This window comes from Bradyrhizobium sp. HKCCYLS3077 (genome assembly GCF_051167555.1).
Lineage (GTDB): Bacteria > Pseudomonadota > Alphaproteobacteria > Rhizobiales > Xanthobacteraceae > Bradyrhizobium.
Window position 1 is genome coordinate 368,567 of sequence record NZ_JBNPTH010000003.1, and the last position, 23,613, is coordinate 392,179.

Annotated in this window: 22 protein-coding genes; 9 read left to right on the forward strand and 13 right to left on the reverse strand. The window is 66.2% G+C overall.

Annotation, left to right across the window (positions count from 1 at the left end; genetic code table 11):
- Positions 1-38: 38 nt before the first annotated feature.
- The 3 genes from ACQR0Z_RS13560 to pgm all read right to left on the reverse strand — a co-directional run bounded on the left by ACQR0Z_RS13560 (position 39) and on the right by pgm (position 2,412).
- Complete coding sequence (locus ACQR0Z_RS13560) at positions 39-260, reverse strand: hypothetical protein (RefSeq protein WP_434918941.1); 222 nt, start codon at positions 258-260, stop codon at positions 39-41.
- A gap of 51 nt (positions 261-311) precedes the next feature.
- Positions 312-536, reverse strand: coding sequence for a hypothetical protein (locus ACQR0Z_RS13565; protein WP_434918942.1), 225 nt, complete (start codon positions 534-536; stop codon positions 312-314).
- Between the two features lie 235 nt (positions 537-771).
- Positions 772-2,412 carry a phosphoglucomutase (alpha-D-glucose-1,6-bisphosphate-dependent) gene (pgm, locus tag ACQR0Z_RS13570; protein WP_434918943.1) on the reverse strand — a complete coding sequence of 547 codons (1,641 nt, stop codon included), beginning with the start codon at positions 2,410-2,412 and terminating at the stop codon, positions 772-774.
- Between the two features lie 466 nt (positions 2,413-2,878).
- On the opposite strand from pgm, the gene ACQR0Z_RS13575 reads away from it, so the two are divergent.
- A complete protein-coding gene (locus ACQR0Z_RS13575) occupies positions 2,879-3,535 on the forward strand; it encodes a hypothetical protein (RefSeq protein WP_434918944.1) in 657 nt (218 codons plus the stop codon).
- Positions 3,536-3,559: 24 nt separating this feature from the next.
- Here ACQR0Z_RS13575 and ACQR0Z_RS13580 read toward each other — a convergent pair whose 3' ends face one another.
- The 4 genes from ACQR0Z_RS13580 to ACQR0Z_RS13595 all read right to left on the reverse strand — a co-directional run bounded on the left by ACQR0Z_RS13580 (position 3,560) and on the right by ACQR0Z_RS13595 (position 6,469).
- On the reverse strand, positions 3,560-4,099 hold the full coding sequence (locus ACQR0Z_RS13580; protein WP_434918945.1) for a hypothetical protein: 540 nt from the start codon (positions 4,097-4,099) through the stop codon (positions 3,560-3,562).
- A gap of 13 nt (positions 4,100-4,112) precedes the next feature.
- On the reverse strand, positions 4,113-5,288 hold the full coding sequence (locus ACQR0Z_RS13585; protein WP_434918946.1) for a zinc-dependent alcohol dehydrogenase: 1,176 nt from the start codon (positions 5,286-5,288) through the stop codon (positions 4,113-4,115).
- A gap of 93 nt (positions 5,289-5,381) precedes the next feature.
- Positions 5,382-5,870, reverse strand: coding sequence for a hypothetical protein (locus ACQR0Z_RS13590; RefSeq protein ID WP_434918947.1), 489 nt, complete (start codon positions 5,868-5,870; stop codon positions 5,382-5,384).
- A gap of 215 nt (positions 5,871-6,085) precedes the next feature.
- Positions 6,086-6,469 carry a hypothetical protein gene (locus tag ACQR0Z_RS13595; protein WP_434918948.1) on the reverse strand — a complete coding sequence of 128 codons (384 nt, stop codon included), beginning with the start codon at positions 6,467-6,469 and terminating at the stop codon, positions 6,086-6,088.
- Positions 6,470-6,813: 344 nt separating this feature from the next.
- Here ACQR0Z_RS13595 and ACQR0Z_RS13600 point away from each other — a divergent pair, with 344 nt between their 5' ends.
- Positions 6,814-8,112: a TadE/TadG family type IV pilus assembly protein gene (locus tag ACQR0Z_RS13600; protein ID WP_434857110.1), complete on the forward strand. Its 1,299-nt coding sequence runs from the start codon at positions 6,814-6,816 to the stop codon at positions 8,110-8,112.
- A 12-nt stretch (positions 8,113-8,124) separates the two neighbouring features.
- Here the strand turns inward: ACQR0Z_RS13600 and mdoH are convergent, their stop codons facing one another.
- From mdoH to ACQR0Z_RS13615, 3 genes are all read right to left on the reverse strand, one after another.
- A complete protein-coding gene (mdoH, locus tag ACQR0Z_RS13605) occupies positions 8,125-10,257 on the reverse strand; it encodes a glucans biosynthesis glucosyltransferase MdoH (RefSeq protein ID WP_434918949.1) in 2,133 nt (710 codons plus the stop codon).
- Positions 10,245-11,696: a glucan biosynthesis protein G gene (locus tag ACQR0Z_RS13610; protein ID WP_434919311.1), complete on the reverse strand. Its 1,452-nt coding sequence runs from the start codon at positions 11,694-11,696 to the stop codon at positions 10,245-10,247. Before ACQR0Z_RS13610 ends, mdoH begins: the two co-directional genes overlap by 13 nt.
- Positions 11,697-12,036: 340 nt before the next feature.
- On the reverse strand, positions 12,037-12,690 hold the full coding sequence (locus ACQR0Z_RS13615) for a TetR family transcriptional regulator (protein ID WP_434857108.1): 654 nt from the start codon (positions 12,688-12,690) through the stop codon (positions 12,037-12,039).
- A 91-nt stretch (positions 12,691-12,781) separates the two neighbouring features.
- Between ACQR0Z_RS13615 and ACQR0Z_RS13620 the strand changes: the two genes are divergently transcribed.
- Positions 12,782-13,267 carry a DUF1772 domain-containing protein gene (locus ACQR0Z_RS13620; RefSeq protein WP_434918950.1) on the forward strand — a complete coding sequence of 162 codons (486 nt, stop codon included), beginning with the start codon at positions 12,782-12,784 and terminating at the stop codon, positions 13,265-13,267.
- Between the two features lie 788 nt (positions 13,268-14,055).
- On the opposite strand, the gene ACQR0Z_RS13625 is transcribed toward ACQR0Z_RS13620, so the two are convergent.
- The gene (locus tag ACQR0Z_RS13625) at positions 14,056-15,501 is read right to left on the reverse strand and encodes a helix-turn-helix domain-containing protein (RefSeq protein ID WP_434918951.1); all 1,446 of its coding nucleotides are present in this window, start codon (positions 15,499-15,501) and stop codon (positions 14,056-14,058) included.
- A 194-nt stretch (positions 15,502-15,695) separates the two neighbouring features.
- On the opposite strand from ACQR0Z_RS13625, the gene ACQR0Z_RS13630 reads away from it, so the two are divergent.
- Positions 15,696-15,902: a DUF4170 domain-containing protein gene (locus ACQR0Z_RS13630; RefSeq protein WP_006612464.1), complete on the forward strand. Its 207-nt coding sequence runs from the start codon at positions 15,696-15,698 to the stop codon at positions 15,900-15,902.
- A 240-nt stretch (positions 15,903-16,142) separates the two neighbouring features.
- Positions 16,143-16,694, forward strand: coding sequence for a hypothetical protein (locus ACQR0Z_RS13635; RefSeq protein WP_434918952.1), 552 nt, complete (start codon positions 16,143-16,145; stop codon positions 16,692-16,694).
- 5 nt (positions 16,695-16,699) lie between these two features.
- Here the strand turns inward: ACQR0Z_RS13635 and ACQR0Z_RS13640 are convergent, their stop codons facing one another.
- The gene (locus ACQR0Z_RS13640) at positions 16,700-17,584 is read right to left on the reverse strand and encodes a metallophosphoesterase family protein (RefSeq protein WP_434876969.1); all 885 of its coding nucleotides are present in this window, start codon (positions 17,582-17,584) and stop codon (positions 16,700-16,702) included.
- 124 nt (positions 17,585-17,708) lie between these two features.
- On the opposite strand from ACQR0Z_RS13640, the gene ACQR0Z_RS13645 reads away from it, so the two are divergent.
- The 4 genes from ACQR0Z_RS13645 (at position 17,709) to ACQR0Z_RS13660 (ending at position 21,086) form a co-directional block, all read left to right on the forward strand.
- A complete protein-coding gene (locus ACQR0Z_RS13645) occupies positions 17,709-18,224 on the forward strand; it encodes an NUDIX domain-containing protein (RefSeq protein ID WP_434876968.1) in 516 nt (171 codons plus the stop codon).
- A 48-nt stretch (positions 18,225-18,272) separates the two neighbouring features.
- Positions 18,273-19,205: a glycosyltransferase family 2 protein gene (locus tag ACQR0Z_RS13650; RefSeq protein ID WP_434857100.1), complete on the forward strand. Its 933-nt coding sequence runs from the start codon at positions 18,273-18,275 to the stop codon at positions 19,203-19,205.
- Positions 19,206-19,306: 101 nt separating this feature from the next.
- Positions 19,307-20,479 carry a M20 aminoacylase family protein gene (locus ACQR0Z_RS13655; protein WP_434918953.1) on the forward strand — a complete coding sequence of 391 codons (1,173 nt, stop codon included), beginning with the start codon at positions 19,307-19,309 and terminating at the stop codon, positions 20,477-20,479.
- 94 nt (positions 20,480-20,573) lie between these two features.
- Positions 20,574-21,086: a GNAT family N-acetyltransferase gene (locus ACQR0Z_RS13660; RefSeq protein ID WP_434857098.1), complete on the forward strand. Its 513-nt coding sequence runs from the start codon at positions 20,574-20,576 to the stop codon at positions 21,084-21,086.
- Positions 21,087-21,210: 124 nt separating this feature from the next.
- Here the strand turns inward: ACQR0Z_RS13660 and ACQR0Z_RS13665 are convergent, their stop codons facing one another.
- Positions 21,211-23,538, reverse strand: a complete 2,328-nt coding sequence (locus ACQR0Z_RS13665; protein ID WP_434857097.1) for a TonB-dependent receptor — start codon at positions 23,536-23,538, stop codon at positions 21,211-21,213.
- Between the last annotated feature and the right edge of the window lie 75 nt (positions 23,539-23,613).

The following is a 23,613-nucleotide window of genomic DNA, read 5'->3' on the forward strand; positions in this document are numbered from 1 at the left end:
GATCATGCCTTGATTGGCCTATGGGCGCGCTTGTCGGATCAGCGGCACGTCACCCGTCTGCCGTATCTGTCGCGACACACGCGCTCCTTGGTGAGGTCTGGATTGACGCGAGGGGGCAGCCTGACGGAAGTCACTGGCTTGTTGCTGATGTCGCCTTGTCCGGTGACGAAACGTCCCGCCTCGGCCGGGGTCGGTGCGGCAGCGAAGGTCACTGCGATGGCGAGCAGGGCGGCTGTGACCGCGGAGATGGATCTGGTCATGATGGGCTGAGGTCCTGAGTGGGAGGGACTGATCTGCTCGAACGCGAGCCGTCAGTTGCGGCAGGGACGCCTGCGAACCGCGCCGGTGCAGGGCGGCCTCTGGGACACCGTCGTCTTGACGACGGGCGATTTGGCGCTCTGGCGGTCGGGGATGTCGGTCGCGGACTCCCGGCCGGTCACGACCTTCTGGGCGGCGTCGGCCGAGGTGAGGCTTGCGGTGCCGGCGGCGAGGCCGAGCAGAACGGCCAGAGCGATCGAGCAGATGCGTGTGGTCATGGGATGATCCCGTCTTGATCTTGATGTCGGTGTCGATCGTGGTGGTGGGCGCAGCATGGCTCGAAGTTCAGCGAGCGCATGTGATGCGGCTCACGTGAGGGCCGGGCGTTGCGAATGACGCCCAGCTGCGGCGCCTGCGTGAGGCGCGCGTGCCGAGACTCGACTCGGGCAAAACGAAAGCCCGCAAGGCGTTTGCGTTGCGGGCTTGTTCGTCGATATGCGTTCGTTCGCGAAGCTACGCGACCTTCGCCAGCGCCGCCTGCGCCTCGCTCTGGATGCGCTTCAGATGTTCCGCATCCCGGAAGCTCTCGGCATAGAGCTTGTTGACGTCCTCGGTGCCGGAGGGACGCGCGGCGAACCAGCCGTACTCGGTCTCGACCTTGATGCCCCCGAACGACTGGCCGTTGCCGGGCGCCTTGGTGTGGACGACGCGGACGGGATCGCCGGCCAGCTCCTTGAGGTTCAGTTTTTCGGGTTTCAGCGCTTTCAACGCCGCCTTCTGCGGCGGGCTCGCCGGCACGTCGATGCGCTCATAGACCGGCGCACCGAGCTCCGAGGTCAGCTCCTCGTAGAGCTCGCTCGGATCGCGGCCGCGCTTGGCCATGATCTCGGCGGCGAGCAGGCCGAGGATCAGGCCGTCCTTGTCGGTGGTCCACACCGTGCCGTCGCGCTTCAGGAACGAGGCGCCGGCGCTCTCCTCGCCGGCGAAGCCGAAGCTGCCGGAGCCGAGGCCTTCGACGAACCATTTGAAGCCGACCGGCGTCTCCACCAGCTTGCGGCCGAGCTTCTGCGCGACGCGGTCGATCAGCGAGCTCGAAACGATGGTCTTGCCGATTGCGGCATCGCCGCGCCAGTCGGGCCGATGCGCAAACAGATAGGAGATCGCGGTCGCCAGATAATGGTTCGGGTTCATCAGTCCGCCCGAGCGGGTCACGATGCCGTGGCGATCGGCGTCTGTGTCGTTGGCAAAGGCGACGTCGAAGCGCTCGCGCATGCCGATCAGGCTCGCCATCGCATAGGGCGACGAGCAGTCCATGCGGATCTTGCCGTCCCAGTCCGCGGTCATGAAGCGGAAGGTCGGATCCACGAGGTCGTTGACGATCGTGGCGTTCAGCCCGTAGCGCTCGATGATCGGCGCCCAATAGGCGATCGCCGCGCCGCCGAGCGGATCGATGCCGATCTTGATGCCGGCGGATTTGATGGCGTCGAGATCGACGGTGTTGGCGAGATCGGCGACATAGGGCGTGATGTAGTCGTGCGCATGCACGGAGCCGCGCTGCTTGGCCTGCTTGTAGCTGATGCGCGAGACGCCATCGAGGTCGTTGGCGAGATAGACATTGGCCTGCCGTTCGATCTCGGCAGTGGCGTCGGTGTCCGCCGGGCCGCCATGCGGGGGATTGTATTTGTAGCCGCCGTCCTCCGGCGGGTTATGTGACGGCGTGATGACGACGCCGTCGGCAAGATGCGCCGTGCGTCCCTTGTTGTAGGAGATGATGGCGTGCGAGATCACCGGCGTCGGCGTATAGCCGCCGTCCTTGTCGACCATCACGTCCACGCCATTGGCGCCGAACACCTCCAGCGCGCTGGCGAGCGCCGGCTCGGCGAGTGCATGGGTGTCGATGCCGATGAACAGCGGGCCGTCGAGGCCCTGCTGGCGGCGGTAGTCGCAGAGCGCCTGCGTGGTGGCGAGGATGTGGTTCTCGTTGAAGCCGGTCTTCAGCGACGAGCCGCGGTGGCCCGAGGTGCCGAAGGCGACGCGCTGGGTCGGCTCGTGCGGATCGGGCTTGAGGGCATAATAGGCCGTGATCAGCCGCGGAATGTTGGCGAGCGCGGCGTTGGCGATCGGCTTTCCGGCAGCGGGGTCTGTCTTGGCCATGGAGCATCCTTCGCAAGTTCGAAAAACAGCGGGCGAGGCGGTTCGTTCCGCCGCCACCCGGCAGGCGGCCCAACATGGCGGCCGGCGGTGATCCGATCAATGGAATTTGTGGGAGGGGGCGACTTGCGCGCGCAAAGCCCGCTGCGGGCGGCCTGGGTCGAAGCCCCACCTGATGACACTCGCGCGATGGCAGCAATGGCCGACCTGTGCGCGCGACATTAACCACTTTGTGCGGAGAGCGGACCGAGCCGCGTCGTTTAAGGCTGGGTTTAACGCATCATAGGAGAAATAGGAGGCCAACGAAGACGCGCGGTTTGCGCGAGGGGATGTCGTCAGGAGCGGGGAAGTGAGAGCGCTTTGTCTCGGCGCGTTGGCCGTCGTTTCAACCTTGGCACTGGCCGGATGCAGCCATCAGCCACCGCCGCAGGCAACGTTGCCTTGCGTGGACGAGAGCGGAAGAGCCTGCGTGCAAGTGCCGCCGGTCGATCAGCCGAAGCTGCCGGAAGCCGCCGCGAAGGTCACGCGGAAAGCAGCCGTCGCGCGCCGGGCGGCTCACCAGCGCAAGCACGCCCGGGCCGCTCAAAAGCAAACGCCGGCGAAGGTCGTTGTTGCGACGCCCGTACAGAAGCCGAGAGACAAGCGGCCGGAGCCGCTCCCGCCCGCCGACGGCGCGTCCGCTCCCGTCGTCAAGATCCCATCGCCCGTGACCGCGAATCCGTCGAGCCCAGCCAAGATCCAGAGCGAGGTGACCCTCGCAGCGGTGAAGGTGGCGGCCGAATTGGCCGAGCGGATGACGGCGCTGCGCGTGCCCGAGGTTCCCGCCGACACGCGTCTGGTCGCCGTGCTGCTCGCGCGTCCCATGGTGAACGCCGTGAGCGATCTGGCCGGCAAGGTGATCGCGATCGATGAGCGCTATGCCAAGTCGAACGCCAAGATCACCGCGGCCATCAATGCCGCCGGCGCCGCCGAGGTGCTGCTGCTCGAGGGGCAGGCGACGGCGATCACCCGGCTCAGCAACGGCGAGGTGAACGCAGCCGTCGTGGCGCTGGCGTCGCCCGAGGCGGCGGAAGCCTTTCCGAAAATCGCGGGCTTCCGCCTGTTCACGCTCGCGCTGAAGCCTTGAGCCGCAGTCTGGCTCGGGCGTACTCTAGCTCGCGGCCGTGCTCTGCGCCGGCCGTGGCAAGGCGGCCTTCCTCGCGGCAGCAATGCCCTTCGGATAGCCGCTGCGGTCGGTGTACAGCCGCTTGCGGCCGCGCCTGGGATCATGCTGCGCCTTCAAGTCCTGCGCGCACATGTAGTCCAGCGCGGTGAGGCCGCCGACCATCACCATCGCCGCCAGCACGGTGCCCGCGCGCGGATTGCTCGGCCTGAGTTCGCTCGCCAAGGTCACCATGTCGAGCCCGTCGCCCGCGACGCGGCTCATCAGGCCGGCCCGCTTCTCCACCGACAACGTCATGACGCCGGCGAACAGCTCGCGCAGTCCGTAGGCGCGCACGAGGCCTTCGCGCCCCTGCATGCCGAGGGCGTTGGTGACCCGGTGCGGCGCCAGCAGTTCGAGCGTGCCGACTGCGATGGAGAACCAGCCGAGGCCGCGGGCCAGACGATCCGCTGAGGTGAGCGAGCTCGGGCCGGTCGAGATGATCTTCGGATCGCCCTTGGACCTGACGAGATTTGAAAAGTGGAACATGCGATGCGATCCCTTATGGCTTCAACACGACCTTGACGCAGCTGTCCTGCTTGTCGCGGAACGCGCGATACATCTCAGGTCCCTGCGCCAGCGGCACGGTGTGGGTAATGACGAAGGACGGATCGATCTGGCCGTCCTCGATCCGCCGCGTGAGGTCATCGGTCCAGCGGTTGACGTGGGTCTGGCCGGTCTTGATCGTCAGACCCTTGTTCATCAGCGCGCCCATCGGCACCATGTCCGAAAGGCCGGAGTAGACGCCGGGGATCGAGACGATGCCCCCGGGCCGGCAGACATAGATGATCTCGCGCAGCACGTGCGGCCGGTCGTTCTCCAGCATGAACATCTGCTTGGCGCGGTCGAGCACGCTGTCCGGCTGCGCCATGCTGACATGGCTCTCGAAGCCGACGCAGTCGATGCATTTCTCCGGGCCCTTGTTGTCGGTCAGCTCGTTCAGCCGGCCGACCACGCTCTCCTTGTCGAAATTGATCGTGATGGCGCCGCCGGCCTCGGCCATCGCCAGCCGCTCCGGAATGCGGTCGATCGCGATCACTTGTTTGGCGCCGAGCAAGATGGCGCTGCGGATCGCCATCTGGCCGACCGGGCCGCAGCCCCACACCGCGACCGTATCGTCTGGCTCGATGTCGCATTGCGCCGCCCCTTGCCAGCCGGTCGGGAAGATGTCGCTGAGGAACAGCGCCTGCTCGTCCGTCATGCTGTCCGGCACCTTGATGTGCGTGGCATCGGCGAACGGCACGCGCAGATATTCCGCCTGGCCGCCGGGATAGCCGCCGGTGAGATGCGTGTAGCCGAACAGGCCGGCGGTGGTGTGGCCGAACACCTTCTCCGCCATGTGCTTGTTGCGGTTGGTGGTCTCGCACACCGAGAAATTGCCGCGCCTGCACTGCTCGCACTCGCCGCAGATGATGGTGAAGGGCACGACGATGCGGTCGCCTTTCTTCAGCTTGCCGTTGACGCCGGAACCGACCTCGACGACCTCGCCCATGGTCTCGTGGCCCATGATGTCGCCGGGCATCATCGCGGGGATGTAGTTGTGGAACAGGTGCAGGTCGGAGCCGCAGATCGCGCAGCTCGTCACCTTGATGATGGCGTCTCGCGCGTCCTCGATCTCGGGATCGCTGACCGTGTCGCAGCGGATGTCCTCTTTGCCATGCCAGACCAGCGCCTTCATGCAATCCTCCGGAGAATGTCCCGGGGGAAAGTCGGCAAGCGCTGGATGGTTGCTAGCGGCGCGGCGTTTTTGCGCCGCGCGCATGCACCGCGTTCAGTCGGTGAAATCGAGGCTGAAGCGGCCGAGGCTGGTGGTCTTCGTCGTGAAGGCGACGGTCCTGCCGTTCAGCTGCGCCAGCGTGCCCGCGGCATATTTGATCACCGCCTTGCCGGAGCCCGCCGTGCCCGCCGGCTGACCGTCGTTGAGCACGACGGTCGCGCTGCCTTCACTCATCTGTGTGACAGCAAAGCCGCCCGTGATGCGGTGAACGCCGCCGGCGAACTGATAGGTCCCTTTCGGACCGTCCCATTCGGCGACGTTGACCGCGGTGTAGACCGCGCCCTTCATGGCGCCGTCGACGGCAAAGCAGGAGAACTGCACGGTGGCGAGCGCGTGTCCGGGACGATCGCCGATCGGCTCGGGCAGCGACGGGCCGATGATGCTGCATTCATAGTGCGCGAGAACCTCGGCGCGTGCGGCCGAGGCAACGCAGGAGACGAGGATGATGGAGCCGAGCAGGACGAGCGACTGGAAACGCGCCATGGGTGACCTCCCTCGCTGATGCGGCGGCTTCGGTTCCATGTCGGCGGGCGCGCGATGCGTCCCGGAGCCGATGCCAGCTCTATGGATGGGAAGGGAAGGCCCGCGCTCGCATGCGCGCATTGATCTGAGTCAACGTCAGGCTGTCCGCCGGCGCAGATGCGCGCCAGAGGATTCCGCAGGCTTTCGCTAGGCAACAACGATGGAGGCGGCGGCGGTCAGGCGGCCTTCTTGGACTTTGCGGACTTCTTCGCCGGTTTGCTGTCCGCCTTCGACTTCGCCGGCGCGATCTCGTCCTTCTTCTGCTCGGCCTTCTTGACCTCTGCCTTCTTCGGCAGCTCGGCGGCCGCCGCCTGGCGCATCGCCCGGGCGTAGCTGTCGGCGACGTTGTCGGCGGAGATCAGGAGCCGGCGCGCCGCGGCGCTGGCCTGCTCGACCACCTCGCGGGCGAGCAGCTTGAAGCGCTCCTTGGCGTCCTTGTCCTTGGCCTTCATGGCCAAGCCGTTGAAGCGGTCCTTCCGTTTCTTTGCCGCTGCCAGAAGGCTCTTGTTCTGCTGCTTGGCCAGTTGCCGGATCACGGCATCAAGATCGGCATCCGCCATCGTCGTCCTCAAACCCCAGAGAATCAGCGCGCCCCCGCGCTGCAAAGCGCGCGGACTATGCAATCGGCGCGGCCGCATTGCAATCGGGGTACCATGGGAGGGGCAGGCACGGCCTGGGCGGCGGGCGCACGGAGCGAAGGCCGGACACCTGCCGCGGGACCGCCGGCCCACCGCCCTCGCGCATGGCAGTCATGCCGCGCCTGCTGGTGCGAAGGCACCGCTCCAAGCCGGCTTACGACATTCGGAAACGAAACGTAACGGAGATTCGGCAATTCAATAAATTTCAAAGCAACGGTTGATCCGCAACATCGCCGCCGACATCACCGTTTGTTGGAGTTGCGGCCGTGCGGCCCGGATACCGATACCTCAGGCTTCTGTCGCGCTTCAGCCGCGACCGGAATGGCAATATCGCGATCATCTTCGCGCTCGCTCTGCTGCCGATCCTCACCTTCGTCGGCTCGGCCATCGACTATTCGATGGCGGTGCGCGCCAAGGCGAAGCTGTCGGCTTCGATCGACGCCGCGATGCTGGCGGCAACCGGCTACACCGCGATGCGTGGAACCACGGCCGACGCCAAGACCGCGGCGACCAACATGTTCAACGGCCAGATGGCGGCCCACAATCTGAAGTCCGATTCGCTGAACATCACGGTGACCGACAGCGTGAGCGCCCGGACGGTGACCGGGACCGGCAGCGTCGTGGTCAAGACGGCCTTCATGTACATGTTCGGCTTCCCGACCATGACCGTCTCGGCCTCGTCCTCGGCCTCCGCGTCGTTCCCGACCTATATGGACTTCTACGTGCTGGTCGACAATTCGCCGTCGCAGGGCCTCGGCGCGACGACCGCCGACATGACCAAGCTGCAGAACGCGACGTCGGACAAATGCGCCTTCGCCTGCCACGACGTCTACACGTCGAGCACGAAGAAGACGCTGCAGACCAACAGCTACTACCAGATCGCCAAGAACAAGGGCGTGACGATGCGGATCGACGTGGTGCGCTCGGCGACCCAATCGCTGACGGACACCGCCACCGCCAGCCAGGTCGTCAGCAACCAGTACCGCATGGCGGTCTACAGCCTGGGCAGCGACTGCGGCTCGCTGGGATTGACGACGGTCGCCAGCCTGTCGTCGAGCATGTCGTCGGTGAAGTCGTCGGTCGGCTCGCTCGACCTGATGACCATTCCCTATAGCGGCTACAACAACGACCAGTGCACCGATTTCGACGGCGCGATGTCGGCCATCAGCGGCGTCATCCCGGCGCAGGGCGACGGCTCGTCCACCAGCCCGCAGAAGTGGCTGTTCTTCGTCTCCGACGGCGTCGCCGACTACAACTATCCGACCACCTGCAGCAAGACGACGGTCTCCGGCGGACGCTGCCAGGAGCCGCTGAACACCGCGACCTGCACCGCGCTGAAGGCGCGCGGCATCAAGATCGCGGTGCTCTACACCACCTATCTCGCGATCACCAACAATAGCTGGTACACGACCTATATCGCGCCGTGGCGCAACGACATCGGCACCGTGATGAAGTCCTGCGCCAGCCCGGGCTACTACTACGAGGTCGACTCCAGCGGTAGCATCGGCGCCGCCCTGACCGCGCTGTTCCAGCAGGCGATCGCCTCCGCACATCTCACCAAGTAAGCCGGTCCCGCCTCACGCCTCGGGCAGCTCGGCGAGCTGCTCGAGCGTGGCGCGATCGTTCAGCACGGCCATGGTCTCACGGCGGGACAGGAAGCCGACCGCCTGCGCGACCGAGGTCGCGTCGGCGAGCCGCGCTCTTGCCGTGGTCAGCTCGACGTCGATATCTCCCGCCTTGCGCAGCGGCCGCGCCGGCAGCGCGTCGAGATGCTGGCGGCGCAGTCCGGCATGGCGTTGCAGTTCGAGCAGCGCGGCGCCGGTGTGGGGCGAAGCTGTGGTGGCGAGCTCCCGCGCGCGGACCAGCACCGGTGGCGGCGAGGTATCCTCCGGCGTGGTGAACAGGCCGGCGCCGCGGCGGCGGCTGCCCGTCAGCAATCCGATCGGGATCGACAGCACGAGGCCGGCGACGACCGGCGACATCCAGGCGAGCAGCGGCAGCGAAACGGCATAGGCGCTCACGGCCATGACGAGGCCGCACGCGGTCGGCAGCGCGAGCTTGCGCATGATCTCCGCACGGCTGATGCCGCCGTCGTTACGCCGCTGCACCTGCCAGCCGGCATCGCGTCCGAGCAGAATCTCGATCACCGCGACCGACTGGAAGATCATCATCGACGGCGCGATCAGCGCCGCCAGCACGGTCTCCACGATCACCGCGAGACACAGCCGGATGCCGCCGCCGAAGCCGCGGCGCCGCGCCCGCGTGACCAGTGCGATCAGCAGGGCGAGCAGCTTCGGGATGAAGAGCAGCCCGAGCGTTGCGCCAAACACCTGGGCGGCGAGCACCGGATCCTGCGCCGGCCAGCTCGGAAACAACGCAAAGCCCTTGGGGAAGTATTCCGGCCGCACGAAGTTCGCCTGTAGCGAGATCAGGATGCCGAGCACCAGGAACACGAACCACAGCGGCGCGGTGATGTAGGCGCCGATGCCGATCAACAGATGCAGCCGCGAGATCCAGTGCAGGCCGCGCGCCGGCAGCACCGCGAGATGCTGCAGATTGCCCTGGCACCAGCGGCGGTCGCGCGCCGCGTGGTCGATCAGTGACGGCGGCACCTCCTCGTAGCTGCCGTCGAGATCGACCGTCATGTAGATGCCCCATCCGGCTCGCCGCATCAGCGCGGCCTCGATGAAGTCGTGGCTGAGGATGTGGCCGCCGAACGGCTTGCGGCCGCGCAGCTCGGGCAGGGCGGCATCCTGCGCGAAGGCTTCGACGCGGATGATCGCGTTGTGGCCCCAGTAATTGCCTTCGGCGCCGTACCACCACGCATTGCCGGCGGCGATGATCGGACCATACAGCCGGCCGGCGAATTGCTGCAGGCGCGCGAACAGGCTGGCGCCGTTGACGATCACCGGCAGCGTCTGGATCAGCGCCGCCCGCGGCGCATGCTCCATCGCGTAAGCGAGCCGCACCACCGTCGCGCCGCTCATCAGGCTGTCGGCATCGAGAATCAGCATGTGATCGTAGGCCGCGCCGAACCGCCGCACCCATTCGGCGATGTTGCCGGCCTTGCGCGCGACATTGTCGGCGCGGTGCCGATAGTACACGCGGGCCGTGCCGCAGGCCTCGCGCAGCGCCAGGAACGCAGCCTCCTCGCCGATCCAGATGTCGGGATCGGTGGTGTCGCTGAGCAGGAACCAGTCGAACTGATCGGCCTGGCCGGTCGCGGCCACGGACTCGATCATGGCGCGGAGCCGCACCATCACCGCGTGCGGATCCTCGTTGTAGGTCGGCAGCAGCATCGCCGTTCGGCTGCAAAGGTCGGGCAGGGGGCCGTGGACAGCGATGGCGATGGCGTCGCGCCGGCGCGCGAACATCACGACGAACCCGGCCAGCGCCGACACGAAGGCGAACGCGATCCAGGCCAGCAGGACCGAGAACAGCACGAGCACCATGCCTTCCAGCACGGTCACGCCGCCGACCTCGACGACCTCGTACATCTTGACACAGCCGGCCAATGTCAGCCCGGCGGTGCCGGCAAAGATCAGCGCGCGCCGTAGCGCGACGCCTGGTCCGCTTGAGACCGCCTGATGCGCGGAGGGAACGTGATGCAGCGGCGACGGCTCCATCTGAAGCGGCGCCTCGGCAGGAAGGAAGCCGTTGCCGGGCGCGTGACGCGGCACGCGCATCTGCGATGCGGCTACGGCGTCCATCGATAGATCCAGCTCTCGGAGACCAGCTTGTCGCCGGCGGTCAGCTCGGCGCGCAGCTCGACCGGCGCGTCCTTGGCGGCGCATTGGAAGCTCAGCCGCCATCCGCCGGTCTCGGGATTGGGCTGGGTGACGATGTTGGTCACCTCGGCCTTGTCGGCGTTGACCACGCCCTTGACCTGCGCCGGATCGAGCCCCTTGAGCGCGTCGCCTTCGAGCTCCAGCACGAACAGCCTTCCTTCCCCGTGAACGCCGATTCCGGTGCGTGTGAAGCGCGCCAGCGCATGCGGCTTCGGCGCATCCTGGCCCCAATGCAGGCGATAGGTCATGTTGTGCTCGCCCTTGGCGGCGAGCGGCGCCTTCGGCCGCCAGAACGCGGCGATGTTGTCGTGAATCTCCTGCCTGGTTGGAATCTCGAACAGCACCACGGCGCCTTCGCCCCAATCGCCGATCGGCTCGACCCACAGGCTCGGCCGCTTCTCGAAATGCGATTCGAGATCCTGGTAGGCGCTATACTTGCGCTCGCGCTGCATCAGGCCGAAGCCGCGCGGATTGAGGTCGTTGAACACGCTGACCTGGAGGTCGCGCGGATTGCTCAGGGGACGCCAGAGCTGCTCGCCCTTGCCGTTGAACATCGCGAGCCCGTCGGAATCATGGACGGCCGGCCGGAAGTCGTCGACCTCGCCGCGATCGTTCGGTCCGAAGAAGAACATGCTGGTCATCGGCGCCAGCCCGCCATGCGCGATCTCGACGCGTGGATAGAGCGAGGCCTCGACGTCGAACACGGTGGTCTCGCCGGGGCGGATGGTGAAACGATAGGAGCCGGTCGCGCTCTTGCTGTCGAGCAGCGCATGCACGACCATCGCGGTCGCGCCCTGCGTCGGCTTCTCCAGCCAGAACGCCTTGAACACGGGAAATTCCTCGCCCTTGGCCTCGCCGGTATCGATCGACAGCCCACGCGCCGACAACCCGTAGAGCTCGCCCTTGGCGACCGCGCGGAAATAACTGGCGCCCAGAAACACGCAGACTTCGTCGTAATAGTCCGGCCGGTTCATCGGCGCGTGAATGCGAAAGCCGGCAAAGCCGAGATCGGCGGCTGGAAAGGCCGGGACCTGCTGGCCGAACGCGAAATCCTCAGGACGATATGCCACAGGCTTGGCCTGGCCGTCCGCGACCTCGTAGATGTCGACGCGGTCCTTGTAAATCGAGCCGCGGTGGAAGAACTGCGCCTGGAACGGCAGATTGTCGCCGCGCCACAACGCGTGATCCGGCAGGAAACGGATCGAGCGATAGGCGTCGTAGTCGAGCTTCGCCAGCGCGTCCGGTAATTTGTCGTCGGGCGCGGCATAGGGCTTGGACGCGAGATTGCGCGCGAGGTCGCGCACATAGGCCGCATTGAACGGCTGCGCCGCAGGCGCTGCGGCCGATGCGGGCCGCGCCATGGATGCGACGACCGGGATCGCAGCCGCAGATTGAATGAACTGACGGCGATTCAACTTATTCTCGCTTTGCTGAGTGGAACTGCGGAGCAACATTCTGAGAGGCGTCGGGTTCCATTCACGGGGGAGCTTGACGTGCTCGCACAGTGGAACGGCGCAGCCGAACGGCACATGAACGGCAGCGATCGGGCCATGACCCTTGCGCGGAGCCATGGCGTGAATGGCAGGCCAGACGACCATGCCTGAGGAAAGCGCGTGTTACTGCGACGTCTGCCTCTTGCGGCTCGCGTGGGAATGATGTGCCGATGGCCTCGGGCCCGAAAGCGTCACTGCCGCAGCGACGTCACCCCTCTATCGTCCTGGGCAACAGCTGCTTGAAGCGCGCGAGCGCGCGACGTCCGTCCTTCGGCGGCAGCGTGACCGCGTGCCGGACGGCGGCCGCGATCAGGACCATCATGAGTTGACAGAATTCGTCGAGGGTTTTCCCACGAAGCTGCGGCGCGAACGGCTGCAAGGCCTGGATCAGCAGGCCGGTTAGAACGGTGAAATCCTCCGCGTCCAGCGCCTGGAGGGCGCGGTCGGCCTGTGTCACATGCCAGATGTCGCGCACCACGGGTTCATCGATGAAGAAGTGGTAGTAGCTGTCGGTGATGCGGCCCAGCACGCTTTGCAGATCATCCAAGGTCTCGAGGCGCGTCAGCTCCTTGCGCACGCAGTCACGACCGATCGCATTGTAGCGCTCGGCCAACGTGGCGATCACGGCGGTCTTGTCCGGAAAATACTGATACAGCGAGCCGAACCCGATTCCGGTTCGCTCGACGATGTCGCTCATCTTGAGCGCGTCGCTGCCCTTCTCGGCCATCAGCTCGACGGCGCAGGCCAGGATCTGCTCGAATCGCGCACGGCTGCGCTGCTGGCTCGGCGCCAGCCGTGCGATCCTGTCCTCTCGACCGGTGTGAGCGTCTGTCGAACCCCGGCCCACCCGCCTTCCTGCCATGACGCCTCCAGATCAGACTTGACCTACATAATAAGAGAGTTTATCGCATTTTGGAATGCGAGACTTTATCGTATTTTAGAGAGGCGCCGCGATGAACTCCTTGCTTGTCTCCGGCCTCCTGTGGTTCGCCGCGATCGGCTGCGGCTTGATGGCGGGTGTCTATTTCGCCTTCTCAACCTTCGTCATGGCGGCGCTGTCGCGGATCCCGCCGGCCTCCGGCATCGCCGCGATGAATGCGATCAACCTCGACATCGTCAATTCGCTCTTCATCCCGCTCTTCATGGGCACGACCTTCGCGGCTGCGTTGCTCGCGGTCTTTGCCGTCGTGCGCTGGGGCGAGCCGGGCTCCTTCGCGCTGCTCACGGCCGGCATCCTCTACGTCCTGGGAATGTTCGTCGTCACCCTGGCGCTCAATGTCCCGCTGAACAACGCGCTGGCGGCCGTCGACCCGGCAAGTCCGCAGGGCGCCGCGCTATGGGCGAGCTACGTCCGCGATTGGAGTGTCTGGAATCACCTACGCACATTCGCCTCGCTCGGCTCCGCCTTGCTGTTCATGTTGGCGCTCGTCGCACATTGAACGCGAACGCCGCCGTCAATCGCGGCCGTCGCCGGCGGCTGTGAAAAATTTCGTCGCCAGAGGCGAAAGATATTGCGTTTTTACAGAAATCATGATTGTATGGGCGCATCCCGCCTCGATCGGAGGGGCGTATCGCGGTCGTCACGAGCGTTGATGCGGGATGCGATGGGCGTGTTGGATCGCAGCGCGAGCAATCGTGTCGACGAACGGTCCGACGCGCACGGTCAAGCCGTGTGGTCCTGATCTCCCGGTGCCGAGATCAAGTTCGCGCCGACGATGGCGCTGATGACAGGGTCAATCAGCCGGTCCCTGGGGAGAGCTCGGAGTAAGCCGTAAAGCCATCGCGCAGGGAGGGCCGGGATGTCCCAGCCGAACCTGTGGTTCCTACCCCGTGCATTTCTTCACGCACGGGGGCCATGGGGGCGGCGTGCTCCCGGTCTTCCCTGCGCCCTCTGTTGAGGGGGGCGAACGAACAAACAAAGCTCGGGTGCGGATGCGCCGCGAGAGGGTGACCGCATGCATATCTTGGCGTCATGAGTTTCCGCCTTGGGCCTTCGTCTGTCCGCGTCATTGCGAGCGCAGCGAAGCAATCCAGAGTCACGTCCGGAGCCCTGGATTGCTTCGCTGCGCTCGCAATGACGTGGAGAGGTCGGTGCTACAAACTCGCTGTCATTCCGGGGCGCGCGCAGCGCGAACCCGGAATCCATCGGGCCGCGGGCCGTGTTGTTAGATGGATTCCGGGTTCACGCTGCGCGCGCCCCGGAATGACGGAGGATAGGGGAGTGACTCTACAACTCCCGCGCATTGCTGAACGCGAACGAACTCACACGCCGCGTTGTCTCGTCCAGGATCAAGGTCCGCGTGATCGGCGGTTCGGCGCGCTGGGCGCAGTTTTCGCGCTCGCAGAGCCGGCAGTTGACGCCGATCGGCGTGCCTTCGGCCGTGTCCAGATCCATGCCGGCGGCATAGACGAGGCGCGATGCATGCCTGATCTCGCAGCCCAGGCCGATGGCGAAACGCGGCTGCGGCAGCGGATGCGGCGCCACCGGACGGCGGACCATCTGGGCAATCGAGAAATAGCGCGAGCCGTCCGGCAGCTCGATGATCTGCTTCAGCAGCCGGTCCGGCGTGTCGAAGGTCGAATGCACGTTCCACAGCGGGCAGGTGCCGCCGAATTTGGAGAACGGGAAGGTTCCCGAGGAAAAGCGCTTGGAGACGTTGCCGGCATTGTCGACGCGCAGCATGAAGAACGGAATGCCGCGCGCGTTCGGACGCGACAAGGTGGTGAGGCGGTGACAGATCTGCTCGAAGCCAGTGCTGAAGCGTTGCGCCAGCACGTTGATGTCGTAGCTCAGCGCCTCGGCCGCTGCGAGGAACGGCGCATAGGGCATCATCACGGCGGCAGCGTAGTAGCTCGCCAGCGTCATGCGGTAGAGCCGGCGCGAGGTGTCGTCGATCGCGCCGGCGCGGCCGATGATGATCTCGAACTGCGGCAGGCACTCCGCCATGCCGAGCTGCACGGCAAGCTGAAACGTGCGGCCTGGTCCATCGACCAGTTCGGAGATCAGCAATTGCCGCCGGTGGCGGTCGTAGCGGCGCAGGGTCTCGCGCATCACATCGACCGGCATCACGCGGGTCTGCACCGAATGCTTCTCGCGCAAGCGCGCGGCGAGCGCGGCATAGAGCCCCTCGGCCGGGACGTCGAGCGCGTCGCGCAGGGCTTCGGCCTGCTGCTCGAGCTCCGGGAAGTAGTTGCGGTTGGCCTCGATCAGGTCGCGCACCCGCTCGATCGGATTGGCCTCGAAATGACCGCCGGCGTTGCGGTCGGCCATCTGCGCCGCGACCAGCGTCTCGCCGCGCCGGGCCTCGGCATAGGCGGCGTACAGCCGCTGCAGCGCGTGGGTGACGCCGGGGCAGAGCTCGGCGAGGTCGCGCAGCTCCTGCTTGGGCAGCTCGATCTGGCGGAACAAGGGATCGGAGAAGATCTCGTTGAGCTCGGCGAAGAAGCGGTCCTCGTCGGCGGTGGCGAGATCGCGCAAATCGAGGTCGTAGACCTCGGCCAGCCGCAGCAGGATCTGGGCGCTGACAGGGCGCTGGTTGCGCTCGATCAGGTTGACGTAGCTCGGCGAGATGCCGAGCCCCTCGGCGAGCTGGGTCTGCGACAGGCCCAATTGCTGGCGGATGCGCCGGAAGCGCGGACCGACGAACAGCTTCTTTCCGGATTCGCCGGGCATCGCGACCCCTCAGAGCCCTCCAGCTCTCGGTTTGTGACAAGATTTACAAAATGACATTTGTGACAAGTGATGATGTTACATGACATCACCATTCAAAAACAAGGCCTCTATACGAAGCTGCCGGTTTCGCGTTTATCTCTGGTCACGCAAATCGCAATGCACTGTCAAAGTTGTGACGGTTGATGGAGGGTCTCATGACCAGCAATTTCTGGGTGATCGGCGGCGAGTTCGGCTCGATGAATTTCCACAAGCTGGTGGAGGGCTCGGCCCAGGTGAAGGGGCCGTTCAAGTCGCGCAAGGAAGCCGAGGATTGCTGGCGCGAAGTGTCCGAGGAGAACCGTCACAAGGCCGGCGTCCGCTTCTCGATCGTCGAGGAGCCGCAGCGCGCGCCGGCGGCCTGACCGCCAGCAAGCACGGCACTGCAAGGTATCTGAATAAAGCTCGAGGAAGAGCCCAAGGACGGGGCGGTCTCAGCCGGGTCATACCGGAGGGGGCCGCCCACGTCCGTTTAGGCGCGGCTGATGATATCAACGTGCTTATAACCCATTGAAGACAAATGGGGTTTGCGGAATACGGGGTTACTGATAGGTTAATGGGAGAAAACCTGGCGAAACCAGGGCCGAACCGTGAAAGCGTCAGCGATGTCCGAGGCCCCCGACAGCAGCACCGAACCGCGTCCCCTCCGCTTGCGCGAGGCGCTGCGCCAGGCCCGCATCGAGGCCGCCGACCGGACGGGCGTGGTGGTCGATCTGCGCGACGCCGAGGTGGCGCGGCTGGAGATTCTCAACGAGGCGCTCGACCCGCTGTTCGCCGAGATCCCCAGTCAGATCGACCTGTTCGATCGCGCGATCAGCCAGGGCGAGACGCCTCGGCTATGGATCGATGTCGTCGCCCATGTCGTGATGGGGCGGGACAAGCGGCAGTACCGCTTCGTGCAGGATACCCGCAACGGCCGCATCGTGCTCGCCGAGTCGCACGACATCGGCGCGATCGTGAAGGCCGTGACCGACTACGTCGCCCGCCGCATGGTCGAGCGCGAGCGCGCCTTCGGCGTGGCGCGTATGCAGGCTCAGGCGAGCAGCGAGACGCCAAGGCGCGGACGGTTCTGGCCGTTCGTGCTCGGCTTCGTGCTCGGCGCGCTGTCGCTGTTCGGCATCGCGCTCTACGAGAGCCTGAAGCCGATCAACTTCTGACGCGCTCAGAGCAGGCGGATCTGGCGGATCTCACGCACGCGCATCGCATCGTTGACGGCGCGCACGGTCATCTCGCAACGCCAATGATTGCCTTCGGGCGCGACGGCGAAAATGTTGTAGGCCGCGGCCGGATAATGGCCATGCGCGAGCGACGACGCGGAGGGCACGCCGACGACCGGAATCTTGCGCTCCGGGCCATCGATCCAGAGCGTCGAATGCACGTGGTCATGGCCGTGCAGCACCAGCTCGACGCCGTGGCGCGCGAGCAGCGCGATGAGCGCCTTGGAGTCGGTCAGCCGCTTCATCCGATTGGCCGAGCGCAGCGGATGATGCACCAGCAGCACACGAAACAGCGGCTCATGCGCCAGCGACGCGAGCAGCTGATCCAGCGCCGCGAGCTGGGCGCTGCCGATCCGTCCCGTGGCCATGAACGGCGCGGACGGCACGGCCGAGGACAGGCTGATCAGCGCCAGCGGCCCGCGCCGGCGCAACGACGGAAACGTCGCCGGGCCCTCGGCATCGCCGCCGAAATAGGCGGCAAAGCTCTCGGCGAAGCGCAGGCGCGTCGAGCGGACATAGGCGTCGTGATTGCCCGGAATTGCGGTGACCTTGTCGGGCGGTCCCACTGTCTGGAGCCAGGCCTGGGCGAGCGGAAATTCCGACTCCAGGGCGAAATTGACGAGATCGCCGGTGACGGCGATCTGGTCGGGCATCTGCGTGTGCAGGTCGGAGATCAGGAGGTCGAGGATGTCGCGCCGGTGATATTTGTAGCGGTTGCGCGTCCAATTGAGATAGCCGAGCGCCCGCTTGCCCGCGAGCTCGGACAGGCGCGGCCGCGATTGCGGGGCAAGGTGGGGGTCGGACAGATGCGCGAGCGTGAAGGCGGCCATCACCGGTCCCTGCGCCGATGGCGGATGCGTGCGCGCTCAACGATCATGTCGTGCTATCCCTCATGCTGGCGCTCTCATGGCAAGCCCGGCCTTCGAGCGCAAGACCAACCGGGGATGACGCGATTTGACGACAACACAGCTCAGCAGGTTGCGGATCCGGTTCGAGCCGGTGCTGCGGCGCGGATTCCATCTCTATTGGCGCTTCGCCAGGGGCATGACGCTCGGCGTCCGCGGCGTGGTGCTGGATGCCGAGAACCGGGTGTTCCTGGTCCGGCATGGCTATGTCTCGGGCTGGCACCTGCCGGGCGGCGGCGTCGAGGTCGGCGAAACCTTCATGCAGGCGCTGGAGCGGGAGCTGTTCGAGGAGGGGCGGATCGCGCTGGCCGGCGAGCCGGAGCTGCACGGCATCTTCCTCAACAGCCACGTCTCGCCGCGCGACCACGTCGCCGTGTTCGTTATCAAGAGGTTTACGCAGGACCGGCCGCCGGAGCCGAACCGCGAGATCGTCGAGACCGGATTCTTTGCCTTCGATGCGCTGCCGGAGGGCACCACGCTCGGAACGCTGTCCCGCCTGCGCGAGGTGATGGATGGCGTTAAGATCATTCCGACATGGCGGCCCGAGCGCGCCGGCTCATTATGAGATTCTGCACCGAATGCGGGCAATCTCCCGGCCATGGGAGACGGGTCCATGAGTTCTCAACCGATGCGGATTGCCGTGCTGGTGCCCTGCTACAATGAAGAGGCGGCGGTCGCGACCGTGGTCCGCGACTTCATGCAGGCGCTGCCGACGGCGACTGTTTACGTCTACGATAACAATTCCAAGGACCGCACCGTCGAGGTCGCGCGCGCTGCCGGCGCCGAGGTCCGCAGCGAGCGGCGGCAGGGCAAGGGCCATGTCGTCCGGCGGATGTTCGCAGACGTCGATGCCGACATCTACGTGCTGGTCGACGGCGACGCCACCTATGACGCGCCGAGCGCGCCCGCGATGATCGAGCGGCTGGTGAGCGAGCGGCTCGACATGGTGGTCGGCTTGCGGGTCGACCAGGAGCAGGCGGCGTACCGCATGGGCCATCGCACCGGCAACTGGATGCTGACGAGCTTCCTCGCCGAGGTGTTCGGCCAGGCCTTCAAGGACATCCTGTCCGGCTACCGCGTGTTCTCGCGCCGCTTCGTCAAATCCTTTCCCGTGCTGTCCGACGGCTTCGAGATCGAGACCGAACTCACCGTGCATGCGCTGGAGCTGGCGCTGCCGGTCGCCGAGATCGCAACCCCTTACTACGCACGTCCCGAGGGCTCGGTCTCCAAGCTCAACACCTGGCGCGACGGCTTCCGCATCCTCAACACGATCCTGAAACTGTACCGCTCCGAGAAGCCGCTGCGCTTCTTCACCGCCATCGGCATCTTCTTCGCGCTGGTCTCGGTGGGCTTCGCTATTCCGATCTTCGTCACCTTCATCGAGACAGGTCTGGTGCCGCGGCTGCCGACGGCGGTGCTGTCGATGGGCCTGATGATCATGGCACTGCTGTCGGCCTCGTCGGGTCTGGTGCTCGACACCGTCACGCGCGGTCGGCGCGAGATGAAGCTCTTGGCGTATCTGTCGCAATCGCCTGTGGGAGGCTGACGCTGGACGTGGGGGGCTTGCCAGGGCGAGGCCGAAGCTTGTGTCCGTGCGCTGTTCCGGCCATGGTCCGGGCTTCGATGTCCTGAACGAGACGATCATCCATGCCCATCCTGAACAGCATCGCCGCGCTCGCCGACGACATGGCGGCCTGGCGCCACGATTTCCATGAACATCCCGAGCTGATGTACGAGGTGCACCGCACCGCCGGCATCGTCGCTGATCGGTTGCGCGAGTTCGGCTGCGACGAGGTGGTGACGGGCATCGGCCGCACCGGCGTGGTCGGCGTCATCCGCGGGCGCAAGACCGACTCCGGCCGCATCATCGGCCTGCGCGCCGACATGGATGCGCTGCCGATCGAGGAGGCCTCGGGCGTGCCCTATGCCTCGAAGACGCCCGGCCTGATGCATGCCTGCGGCCATGACGGCCATACCGCGATGCTGCTCGGCGCCGCCAAGCATCTTGCCGACACCCGCAATTTCGATGGCACGGCGATCGTGATCTTCCAGCCGGCCGAAGAGGGCGGCGCCGGCGGCAAGGCGATGGTGGATGATGGGCTCATGACCCGCTGGGGCATCCAGGAGGTCTATGGCCTGCACAATGCGCCGGGGGTGCCCGAGGGCATGTTCGCGCTGCGGCCGGGCCCGATGCTGGCGTCATCCGATCAGCTCGAGATCACCGTGCACGGCAAGGGCGGCCATGCCGGGGCCGGCGTGCACAAGGCGGTCGACAGCGTGCTGATCGCCGCGCACATCATCACCGCGCTGCAGTCGATCGTCTCGCGCAATGTCGACCCGGTCAAATCGGCCGTCATCTCGATCTGCATGGTCGAGGCCGGCAAGGCGATGAACGTGATTCCCGAGACGGTCGAGCTGAAGGGCACCGTGCGCACGCTCGATCCCGAGGTGCAGGACCTCGTCGAGCGCCGCATCGCCGAGGTCGCCGACGGCATCGCCCGCACCTATGGCGGCACGGCAACGACCAAATACACCCGGCTCTATCCGATCACGATGAACCACGCGCGCGAAGCCGTGATCGCCGCCGATGTCGCCCGCGACGTGGTCGGTGCCGAGCGTGTGGTCGACAACGCACCGCCGCTGATGGGCGCGGAGGATTTCGCCTTCATGCTGCAGGCCCGTCCAGGCGCCTTCGTCTTCCTCGGCATGGGCGACGGCAACGACTGCCATCATCCGGCCTATCGCTTCAACGACAACATCCTCGGCCACGGCGCGTCCTATTGGGTGCGGCTGGTCGAGAAGACGATGCCGGCGGAGTGAGACTCGGCCGGAATCCGGCGGCTCGCCGCCGGGCTTATGAGAGGAAATGGAGCCATGGACCGCGCCGCTTGGGGATGCTATCCCGCCACCCCACATGAGTGACCTGTCCATTACGATCTCCGCCGAGAAGCCGGGCGATGCGCAAGCCATCGAGCGGCTGCATGAACGTACCTTCGGCCCCGGCCGCTTCGTGCTGAGCGCCTACCGCCTGCGCGAGCATGTCGACCATCTGCTCGCCTTGTCGTTCACGGCCCATATCGGCACCCTGCTGGTCGGCTCCGTCCGGCAATTGCCGATTTGCGTCGGCGACACCAAGGCCCTGATGCTCGGGCCGCTGACGGTCGAGCCGCCGTTCCGCAAGCACGGCATCGGCCGCATGCTGATGGAGCGCTCGATCGCGGACGCGCGGACGCAGGGCCACCGCTTCATCCTGCTGGTCGGCGACGCCGCCTATTACACCCGCGTCGGCTTCAAGCCGGTGCCGAAGGGCCGGGCGACGATGCCGGGCCCGGTGGATTATAACCGGCTGCTGGTGAATGAGCTGGTGGACGGCGCCTTCGAGGGCGTCGAAGGCGCGATCCGTCCGGATTGGGATTACGCGAAGTAGTCTCGGTCTCTTCGTCATTGCGAGCGAAGCAATCCAGAGTCCCGTCCACGGCTCTGGATTGCTTCGTCGCTTCGCCCCTCGCAATGACGCGGAGGGGGAGGCTGCTCCCCCTCCGCGCCGTCGGTCAGAACTTCAGATTGGCGAACAGCCGCACGCCGATGCCGGGCAGCAGCACCTCGTCCTTGGTGTAGGACACGGAGTTGCGGATCTTCTCGTTGAGCAGGTTGTTGCCGACCATGCCGACCAGCATCTCGCGCGCACCGAACATGTTCGGGTCGAGCTTGGTGCGGTAGCTGACTTCGGCCTTCAACAGGTTGTAGCCCGCCGTCGGCGTCTCCGCGATCTGCGCCACGTCGTTCTGCGCGAAGGCGTGCAGCAGGTTGATGCGGGTCAGCCAGTTGGCATCGCGCCAGAACAGGCCGCCGCCGACCCGCATCGGCGGGATGCGCGGCACGTTGGTGCCGTCGGGGAAGGTGGCGCGGACGACGTCGAACTGGTTCTCTATTCCCCAGATGCCGCTGCCGAGCTGGGAGACGTCGAACTGGCTCTGGAACTCGGCGCCACGGAACAACGCGTTGCGCTGCGAGTAGACCGCCTGGTTCAGCTCGGTGCCGGTCGTGCCGCACGAATCGAAATCGTCATCGCACATCACGCCGGTCAGCCGGCGATAGATGAAGTTGCTGAACTGCGTGTAGTAGGCGGTGGCCTCGAAGCGGAACGGGCCGGTGGCCTTGCGCAGGCCGACTTCGACGGTCTTGGCGGTCTCGATCGTCAGGTTCGGATTGCCGATGTCGAACGTCGCCGTCGCATCATGCCCGCCGCGCGAGAACAGTTCGGCCGCCTTCGGCGCGCGCTCGACATATTGCGCGGTGACGCTCGCGACGAGATCACCGGGCAGGTTCTGCAGCAGGCCGACGCTCGCACTCTTCGGCGTGTAGGACGGGTTGCGCGCGATGTTGGCCTGCGGCGTGCCGTCCGGCAGATAGTCGCCGGGGAAGTTCGGCGTCGAGCCGTTCAGCGACACGTGCTCGATACGGCCGGCGATCTGCGCCTTGGTCGAGGGTGTGAAGGCGAGCTCGTTGAAGACGTAGCCGGCGACGCGGTTGTTTGTGTTCGGCCCGAACAGGCCGTTGAAGACCGAGCCGGGATTGTCGGGGCTCGGCGCGTTCAGCTCCTGGTGGCCGGCCTGCACGCCATAGGCGGTCGTCAGCGTGGCGAAGCGCAGATTGACCGGCATCATCTGCATCTCGACGCGGGCTTCCTGCTCGCGGTTGGTGAAGGTCTGGCGCACGCCGTCGGTGGTCGGATCGGTCGTATCGGCCAAGCCGATCTCGTTGTGCCGATAGTCGGTCGCGCCAAGCCAGAAACGGACGGCGTCGATGGCCGCGGAGTCCGGACGGTACTCGCCCTTGGCGGTGATCTTGGTCTGATGCGCGTCGATCCGGGTGCGGCTGTCGGCGCCGTCGATGCCGGGGATGTGGTAGAGCGCGTTGGTCTGGGTGATCGCCGCGCCGATGAAGCCGCCGGTGAAGAAGTAGCTTCCGCCGATCGAGGCGCCCTCGTTCTGCACGGCCGAGTTCGGCTGCCGCCCGTTCACGGGGCGGGTCTGATCGAACAGGTAGGGATAGCCCGGAATGGAATAGTCGCCGGTCTTGCGACCATAGGCATCTGCGTGAAGGGCAAAATTGCCGCCGCCGGCATCGAGCAGGATGCCGCCCTCGACGCCGCGGTCGACCGAACTGACGGAGGTGCGCGTTTCCGCGGTGACGCAAGGCGCGCTGCTTGCGGCGGGCGCGCTGGCCGGCAGGCCATAGGTCTGGAACGGCGCGGTCGAGCAGGTCGGTAACGCCTGCGGAATGCGGTTGTTGGTGGCGCTGACGACACCGCCGATCGAGGTCGAGCCGTAGCGCAGCGCGGCCGGGCCGCGCACCACTTCGATCTGGTCGCTGGTGAGCGGATCGATCGGCACGAAATGGTCTTCGCCGAGATCGGAGGCGCCGCCGCCGCCGATGCCGTTCTCGACGATGCCGACGCGATTGACGTCGAGGCCGCGGATGATCGGCCGGCTGGAGGCGCCCGGCGCGAAGCTCGATCCGGTGATGCCGGGCTTCGAGTTGAGGAGATCGCCGAGCGTGGCCGCGCCGGAGCGGCGGATCTCCTCGTTCGGGACCACGGTCACGGTTGCGAACTGATCGGTCACGATCGGCAGCACGCCCTGCTGCGGCGGAGGTGGCGCGGCCTGGGCTTCGCGCGACGGCGCTGGGGTCCGCGTGCCTCGGCCAGCAACGCGGGCCGTGGGATTGGGCCGCGGCACCACCGGCTTGCGGGCGCGGATCGGACTCGGCGCCGTGACCGTGACCTCGGGCAATTCCGCCGAAGGTTTGACAGGATCATCGGCGCGCGCAGGCGCGCCCAAAGCGCACAACATGGCTGCGACGCTGCAGCCCGACATCAAAGCTCTCGGCAACATTCTTCCATTCCTGATCCTGATCAGGCGATCCCACGTCCTTCGTTGCGGGTGGGATGC